At 32.9% G+C, this 6,695-nt stretch carries 6 protein-coding genes; all 6 read left to right on the top strand.

Annotated elements, in window-relative coordinates:
• Nucleotides 1–127: 127 nt before the first annotated feature.
• Nucleotides 128–1,066 (top strand): mevalonate kinase, encoded by a 939-nt coding sequence (locus ABI549_RS07240; RefSeq protein WP_348075792.1) that lies wholly within the window; start codon nt 128–130, stop codon nt 1,064–1,066.
• A 41-nt stretch (nt 1,067–1,107) separates the two neighbouring features.
• Nucleotides 1,108–2,025 (top strand): geranylgeranylglycerol-phosphate geranylgeranyltransferase, encoded by a 918-nt coding sequence (locus ABI549_RS07235; RefSeq protein WP_348075791.1) that lies wholly within the window; start codon nt 1,108–1,110, stop codon nt 2,023–2,025.
• Between the two features lie 191 nt (nt 2,026–2,216).
• Nucleotides 2,217–3,125 (top strand): pseudouridine synthase, encoded by a 909-nt coding sequence (locus ABI549_RS07230; protein WP_348075790.1) that lies wholly within the window; start codon nt 2,217–2,219, stop codon nt 3,123–3,125.
• Between the two features lie 117 nt (nt 3,126–3,242).
• Nucleotides 3,243–3,605, top strand: a complete 363-nt coding sequence (locus ABI549_RS07225) for a nuclear transport factor 2 family protein (protein WP_348075789.1) — start codon at nt 3,243–3,245, stop codon at nt 3,603–3,605.
• A gap of 87 nt (nt 3,606–3,692) precedes the next feature.
• Nucleotides 3,693–6,011 carry an NADP-dependent malic enzyme gene (locus ABI549_RS07220; protein WP_348075788.1) on the top strand — a complete coding sequence of 773 codons (2,319 nt, stop codon included), beginning with the start codon at nt 3,693–3,695 and terminating at the stop codon, nt 6,009–6,011.
• Between the two features lie 72 nt (nt 6,012–6,083).
• Complete coding sequence (gene ruvA / locus ABI549_RS07215; RefSeq protein ID WP_348075787.1) at nt 6,084–6,665, top strand: Holliday junction branch migration protein RuvA; 582 nt, start codon at nt 6,084–6,086, stop codon at nt 6,663–6,665.
• The last annotated feature ends 30 nt before the right edge of the window (nt 6,666–6,695 follow it).

The following is a 6,695-nucleotide window of genomic DNA, read 5'->3' as shown; positions in this document are numbered from 1 at the left end:
AGTTTTGCAATTTATTAAGGACGAATTAGTTGGCTATTGTCAAAATGGTCAGTACATTTGTGACGAAATTGGATTTGGAAGTCAATCAATTTAATTTGTATATTTATATTCTGAAAACTAAAAATAGATGAAAGGACCATTATTTTACTCAAAAATATTACTTTTTGGAGAATACGGAATTATTCGTGATTCAAAAGGATTGTCTATCCCTTACAATTTCTATAATGGTGCGCTAAAATCTGACGGAAATTCTTCGGTTGAAACAGTAAAATCAAATCAAAATTTGAAGAGATTGGCATCGCATTTAGCCACTTTGCAAGAAGAACAGCCAGAATTAGTAACATTCAATTTAGAGAGTTTAAATAATGATGTCGAAAACGGAATGTACTTTGATTCTAGTATCCCACAAGGATACGGTGTAGGAAGTAGTGGTGCGCTTGTAGCGGCAATTTATGATAAATATGCCAATAATAAAATCACAGTTTTAGAAAATCTCACTCGCGAAAAATTACTAAAACTTAAAAATATTTTTTCTCAAATGGAGAATTTTTTTCATGGGAAAAGTTCAGGTCTAGATCCATTAAACAGCTATTTGAGTATTCCAATTCTAATAAATTCTAAGGACAATATCGAAGCAACAGGAATTCCAACGCAAAGCCTAAGCGGAAAAGGAGCAGTTTTCTTGTTAGATTCAGGAATTGTTGGAGAAACGGCACCAATGGTTAATATTTTTATGGAAAGCTTAAAAGAAGAAGGCTTCCGAAAAATGCTAAAATCACAGTTTATAAAACATACCGATGCTTGTGTAGAAAATTTCTTGGGTGGCGATATCAAATCATTATTTGCTAATACAAAAAAATTGTCAAAAGTAGTTTTAAATAATTTTAAACCCATGATTCCAGAGCAGTTTCACGGACTTTGGCAACGAGGTTTAGATTCAAATGATTATTACTTGAAACTTTGCGGTTCTGGCGGTGGCGGTTATATTTTAGGATTTACACAAGATTTAGAAAAAGCAAGAATGTCACTAAAAGATTATAAATTGGAAGTGGTTTATCAGTTTTAAGAACTTTCAAACTTTATGCTTTGCAACTTTCGACTTAATAAATGCTAACACGTAAATCAAAATTATTCTTAATCAAAATCCTCAGTTTGTTTTCTGTGGTCCGTGGTTATAATATTCCAGTAGTCGTTTTAGCACAATATTTATCCTCAATATTTATACTTTCTCCCGAAAAAAGAGCACTCGATGTCATTTTAGATTGGCGTTTGTTTATACTCGTTTTTGCATCCTCGCTAACCATTGCATCGGGTTATATTATCAATAATTTTTACGATTCCGAAAAAGATTTAATCAATCGTCCCAACAAAACAATGTTAGACAGATTGGTGAGTCAGAAAACAAAATTACAAGTCTATTTTGTGCTAAATTTTCTAGCAACAGCATTGGCGTTCATCATTTCGTTTCGAGCAGCCTTGTTTTTCGCGACCTATATTTTTCTTATTTGGTTCTATTCACACAAACTAAAAAAATATCCCATTGTTGGAAATCTAACCGCTTCAATGCTTGCTGTTTTGCCTTTTTTTGGTATTTTATTGTATTTCAAAAATTTCTATCATGTTATTTTTGCACATGCGATGTTCCTTTTTTTACTCATCTTCATTCGTGAGATGATTAAGGATTTAGAAAATATAAAAGGAGATATTGCAAACAACTACCAAACCATTCCCGTGCGTTTCGGAGAACAAATTTCCAAACGAATCATTACAATTCTAACCATTTCGACGATTATTCCCGTATATATATTAATCGAAAAATATGACGTGGGTTATATGGATATCTATTTTTATGTCAGTCTAATTATTCTAATTTTCTTCTTACTCAAACTCTGGAAATCTCAAACACAACCCAAATACGTGCAACTTCATGTGGTGTTAAAAATCCTTATCGTTGCAGGCGTTTTTTGCATCGTCCTGATAAATCCTTCGGTATTAATAAACGGAAAAGCATTGCTAAAATTATAATTTTTTTCGGAGCTATTTCCAGCTTTACACTTTAATCTTTTCCTTGCTAAAGAAGCAAGAAAAAGTATTTCCGTTGCAATCTGGGCTAACTAAGAAACTATCAAGCTCCATTTTTCATTATCAAATAAAGAAACACTATCTTTGCAAACTTGTGGTCATAAGACCCAAGAGAAGAAGTAAATACAGAAGTTATGAATAATTCAGGAGGCAATAAAAAAGGAAGTGGTGCGAGACCAAACAGTACTCGTCCAAGTTCTAACAAGCCAAAACCAGCGATGGCAAAGCGTGCCCAAGGTCCAAAAAAAGTAAAACCTACAACAAAAGTTGAGGTAGTTGACCCAAATAAAGTAGAAAAAAAACCGAATCAAGCGCCTAAAAGACCAAAGGTAAAAGACGAAATACGTCTTAATAAATATATTTCTAATTCAGGAGCGTGTTCACGTCGTGATGCTGATATTTATATACAATCAGGTAACGTAAAAGTAAACGGAATTCCTGTTATCGAAATGGGTTATATGGTAAAACCAGGTGATGTCGTAAACTTCGACGGATCGGTGCTTACACCAGAAAAGAAAGAATATATCCTACTAAACAAACCTAAAAATTTTACCACAGCTTTCGATGAAGGTCAAGAAAATCGTAATGTTTTAGAATTAGTAAGAGGTTCGACCAATTCAAAAATTGCAGCAGTAGGAAGAATGGACAAAAATACAACCGGTTTGTTGTTGTTTACAAATGATACAGATATGATTCGTAAATTTAGTTTGCCGAGTCAAAAATCATCAAAAATATACCAAGTTTCTTTAGATAAAAATTTAAAATTTGAAGATTTAGAAAAAATAAATAAAGGACTTGTAATAGATGGTCACCGTGTTTTTGTTGAAGATGTAAGTTATATCGAAAACGAATCTAAAAGCGAAATAGGCTTAAAACTAAAAACGGCAAACGTGAAAGTGGTTCGTGCTATTTTCGAAAGTTTCAAATATGACGTACTTCGTATAGACAGAGTTTCATTTGCGGGATTAACAAAAAAGAATTTACCAAGAGGAAATTGGCGTTTCTTGACTGAACAAGAAATTATCAATTTAAAAAACACATAATATAAGTAATCACAAATTTTATTCACTAAGGTTTTCATAAAGTTCATTAAGATTTACTTCTTTTTTTGTCCTTTGTGAAAACCTTAGTGAACTTAGTGGTTAAAGCAAATACAAAATATGACACCAGAACAATTACAATCTATAGCATTTCGTTGGTTCGAAACATTCAATAATAAAGAACTAGAAAAATTATTAGCACTTTATGATGATGAAGCAGAACATTATAGTCCAAAAATAAAAATTCATAAACCAGAAACCAACGGCTTGGTGGTTGGTAAAGAAGCGATGAGAGTTTGGTGGCAAGATGCTTTTGATAGGTTGCCAAGTTTACATTATAAAGTAACATCGCTCACAGCAAATTCTGACAGGGTTTTTATGGAGTACATTCGTCAAGTAGAAAACGAAGACGATATGCTTGTGGCAGAAGTGCTGGAAGTTAGAAACGGAAAAATAATTTTGTCACGAGTTTACCACGGATAGAATTAAAACTTTCTAAAAGATTAACCTAAAAAATTTCGTACTTCCAATGCATATTTTAACTTTGTAAATTCATAGTAATTTTAAAATATGTCAGCGAATAATAATAAAAGAAGAGAAGCATTACTATACCACGCGAAACCCACACCAGGAAAAATACAAGTTGTTCCTACTAAAAAATACGCTACACAACGTGATTTGTCATTAGCATATTCACCAGGGGTAGCTGAACCTTGCCTTGAGATTGCAAAAGATGTAAACAACGTTTATAAATATACTGCAAAAGGAAATCTTGTAGCTGTAATTACTAATGGTACAGCTGTTTTAGGTCTTGGAAATATTGGGCCAGAAGCTTCTAAACCAGTAATGGAAGGTAAAGCATTGTTATTTAAAATTTTCTCAGATATTGATGTTTTTGATATAGAAGTTGATGCTACAGATATTGATAAATTTGTAGAAACAGTCAAAGCCATTGCGCCAACTTTTGGTGGAATAAATTTAGAAGATATTAAAGCGCCAGAATCTTTTGAAATCGAAAGAAGATTGGTCGAAGAACTAAATATTCCAGTAATGCACGATGACCAGCATGGAACTGCCATTATTTCATCAGCGGCGTTATTAAATGCATTAGAATTAGCCGATAAAAAAATAGAAACAGTAAAATTAGTTGTTTCGGGAGCAGGTTCAGCTGCATTAGCTTGTGCTAACTTATATGTGCTTTTAGGAGTAAATCCAGATAATATAATCATGTTTGACAAAGACGGTGTACTTTCTCCAGAAAGAGCAGACTTGTCAGATTTGCAAAAAAGATATTCTAAAGCAAAACCAAATATCAATTTGCATCAAGCACTAATTGGTGCCGATGTTTTTTTAGGGCTTTCTGCTGGAAATATTCTTACTCCAGAAATGTTATTGGGAATGGCAAACGATCCTATCGTTTTTGCCATGGCAAACCCAACACCAGAAATCGATTATAATCTTGCAATTGCCACTCGTAAAGACATTATTATGGCAACGGGGCGTTCTGATTTTCCTAATCAAGTAAATAATGTTTTAGGATTTCCTTACATTTTTCGTGGCGCATTAGATGTTAGGGCTACAAAAATTAACGAAGCAATGAAAATGGCTGCTGTTAAAGCTCTAGCTTGTCTAGCAAAACAATCAGTTCCGGAACAAGTAAATATCGCTTATGGAGAAACCAAATTAAATTTTGGACGTGATTATATTATTCCAAAACCTTTCGATCCAAGATTAATAACAGAAGTTGCGCCAGCTGTAGCAAAAGCAGCTATGGAAAGTGGAGTTGCTCAAATTGAAATCACCGATTGGGAAAAATACAAAGAAGAATTACTAGAACGATTAGGTTCTGATAATAAAATGGTTCGTTTGTTAGCTAATAGAGCCAAAACAGATAAAAAACGAATTATTTTTGCCGAAGCGGATCATTTAGATGTGTTAAAAGCAGCTCAAATTGTACATGAAGAAGGAATTGGAATTCCGATTTTATTAGGAAATAGAGATATTATTTTAGAACTAAAAGAAGAAATAGGTTTTGATGCCGAAGTTGCTATTTTAGATCCAAAAACAAAAGAAGAAGATGCAAGAAGATTGCGTTTCGCAGAAATATACTGGAAATCACGTTGTCGCAGAGGGATTACTTTGTTAGATGCGCAAAAATGGATGCGTGAGCGTAATTATTTTGCAGCAATGATGGTTAATGAAGGCGAGGCAGATGCTTTAGTAACTGGATATTCTAGAAGTTATCCAACTGTTGTAAAGCCTATGATGGAGCTCATAGGGAGAGCGCCTGGAGTTACAAGAATTGCAACCACAAATATGATGATGACTGCTCGTGGTCCAATGTTTTTGTCTGATACAGCAATAAATCAGAATCCAAGCTCAGATGATTTAGCAAAAATTGCGTTAATGACTGCAAAAACAGTAAGAATGTTTGGTTTAGAACCAGTAATTGCAATGGTTTCATTTTCTAATTTTGGTTCATCGGGTAGTGAAAGTGCTGCAAAAATGCGTGAAGCAGTTTCGTATTTACATAACGAATATCCAGATTTGATTGTAGATGGTGAGATTCAAACAGATTTTGCTTTAAATCCTGATTTGTTAAAAAGTAAATTTCCATTTTCTAAATTAGTAGGTCATAAAGTAAATACGCTTATTTTTCCAAACTTAGAATCTGCAAATATTACCTATAAAATGTTAAAGGAATTATATAAAGTAGATTCTATTGGACCTATAATGTTGGGTATGGATAAACCGGTACATATTTTTCAATTAGGAGCAAGCGTAGAAGAAATGGTTAACATGGCTGCTGTTGCTGCTGTTGATGCACAAGAAAAAGAGAAAAAAATAAAATCCAACAAAAAAAATGCGGATGTTATTTTAATCGAGTAATCAAGTAGTTGGTCAAAAAAAATAACTAAAATTGAAGAAAATTAGTATATTTGAAGGTTTACGAATTTATTTATGATAGCACATATTCAGGGAAAATTAGTCGAAAAATCACCTACGGAAGTTGTAATAGATTGTAATGGTGTTGGTTATCATATTAATATTTCATTACACACCTATGGTTTGTTACCTACAACAGATTTTATAAAGCTTTTTACACACCTTATAGTTAAGGAAGATAGTCACTCGTTATATGGTTTTGTCGAAAAATCCGAAAAAGAAATTTTCAAATTACTTATTTCTGTTTCAGGAATAGGTGCAAATATTGCCCGTACGATGCTGTCGTCAATAGAACCAAAACAAATTATAAATGCTATTGGTTCAGGTGATGTAGGTACGATTCAGTCTATTAAAGGAATTGGAGTGAAAACAGCTCAGCGAACCATTTTAGATTTAAAAGAAAAAGTGTTAAAACTTTATAATTTAGACGAAGTTTCTATGTTACAAAGCAATACAAATAAAGATGAGGCGTTATCTGCATTAGAAGTTTTAGGATTTATTAGAAAATCGGCAGAAAAAGTGGTCGAAAAAATTGTTGCAACAATGCCAGATGCAACGGTAGAGACTATTATCAAACAAGCTTTAAAAAATTTATAATCGTTGAGACAATTTAGTTTATATAATTCG

Origin of the sequence: Flavobacterium sp. (assembly GCF_039932285.1) — a bacterium.
Taxonomy (GTDB): Bacteria; Bacteroidota; Bacteroidia; order Flavobacteriales; family Flavobacteriaceae; genus Flavobacterium.
The sequence above is the reverse complement of the archived record's forward strand: the minus strand, read 5'-3'. Positions and strand labels throughout refer to the sequence as shown.

Bases quoted from the DNA above. Each gene is read 5' to 3' on its own strand.
- ABI549_RS07225 (WP_348075789.1), top strand. From the start codon at position 3,243: ATGACACCAGAACAATTACAATCTATAGCATTTCGTTGGTTCGAAACA.
- ABI549_RS07220 (WP_348075788.1), top strand. From the start codon at position 3,693: ATGTCAGCGAATAATAATAAAAGAAGAGAAGCATTACTATACCACGCG.
- ABI549_RS07240 (WP_348075792.1), top strand. From the start codon at position 128: ATGAAAGGACCATTATTTTACTCAAAAATATTACTTTTTGGAGAATAC.
- ruvA (WP_348075787.1), top strand. From the start codon at position 6,084: ATGATAGCACATATTCAGGGAAAATTAGTCGAAAAATCACCTACGGAA.
- ABI549_RS07230 (WP_348075790.1), top strand. From the start codon at position 2,217: ATGAATAATTCAGGAGGCAATAAAAAAGGAAGTGGTGCGAGACCAAAC.
- ABI549_RS07235 (WP_348075791.1), top strand. From the start codon at position 1,108: ATGCTAACACGTAAATCAAAATTATTCTTAATCAAAATCCTCAGTTTG.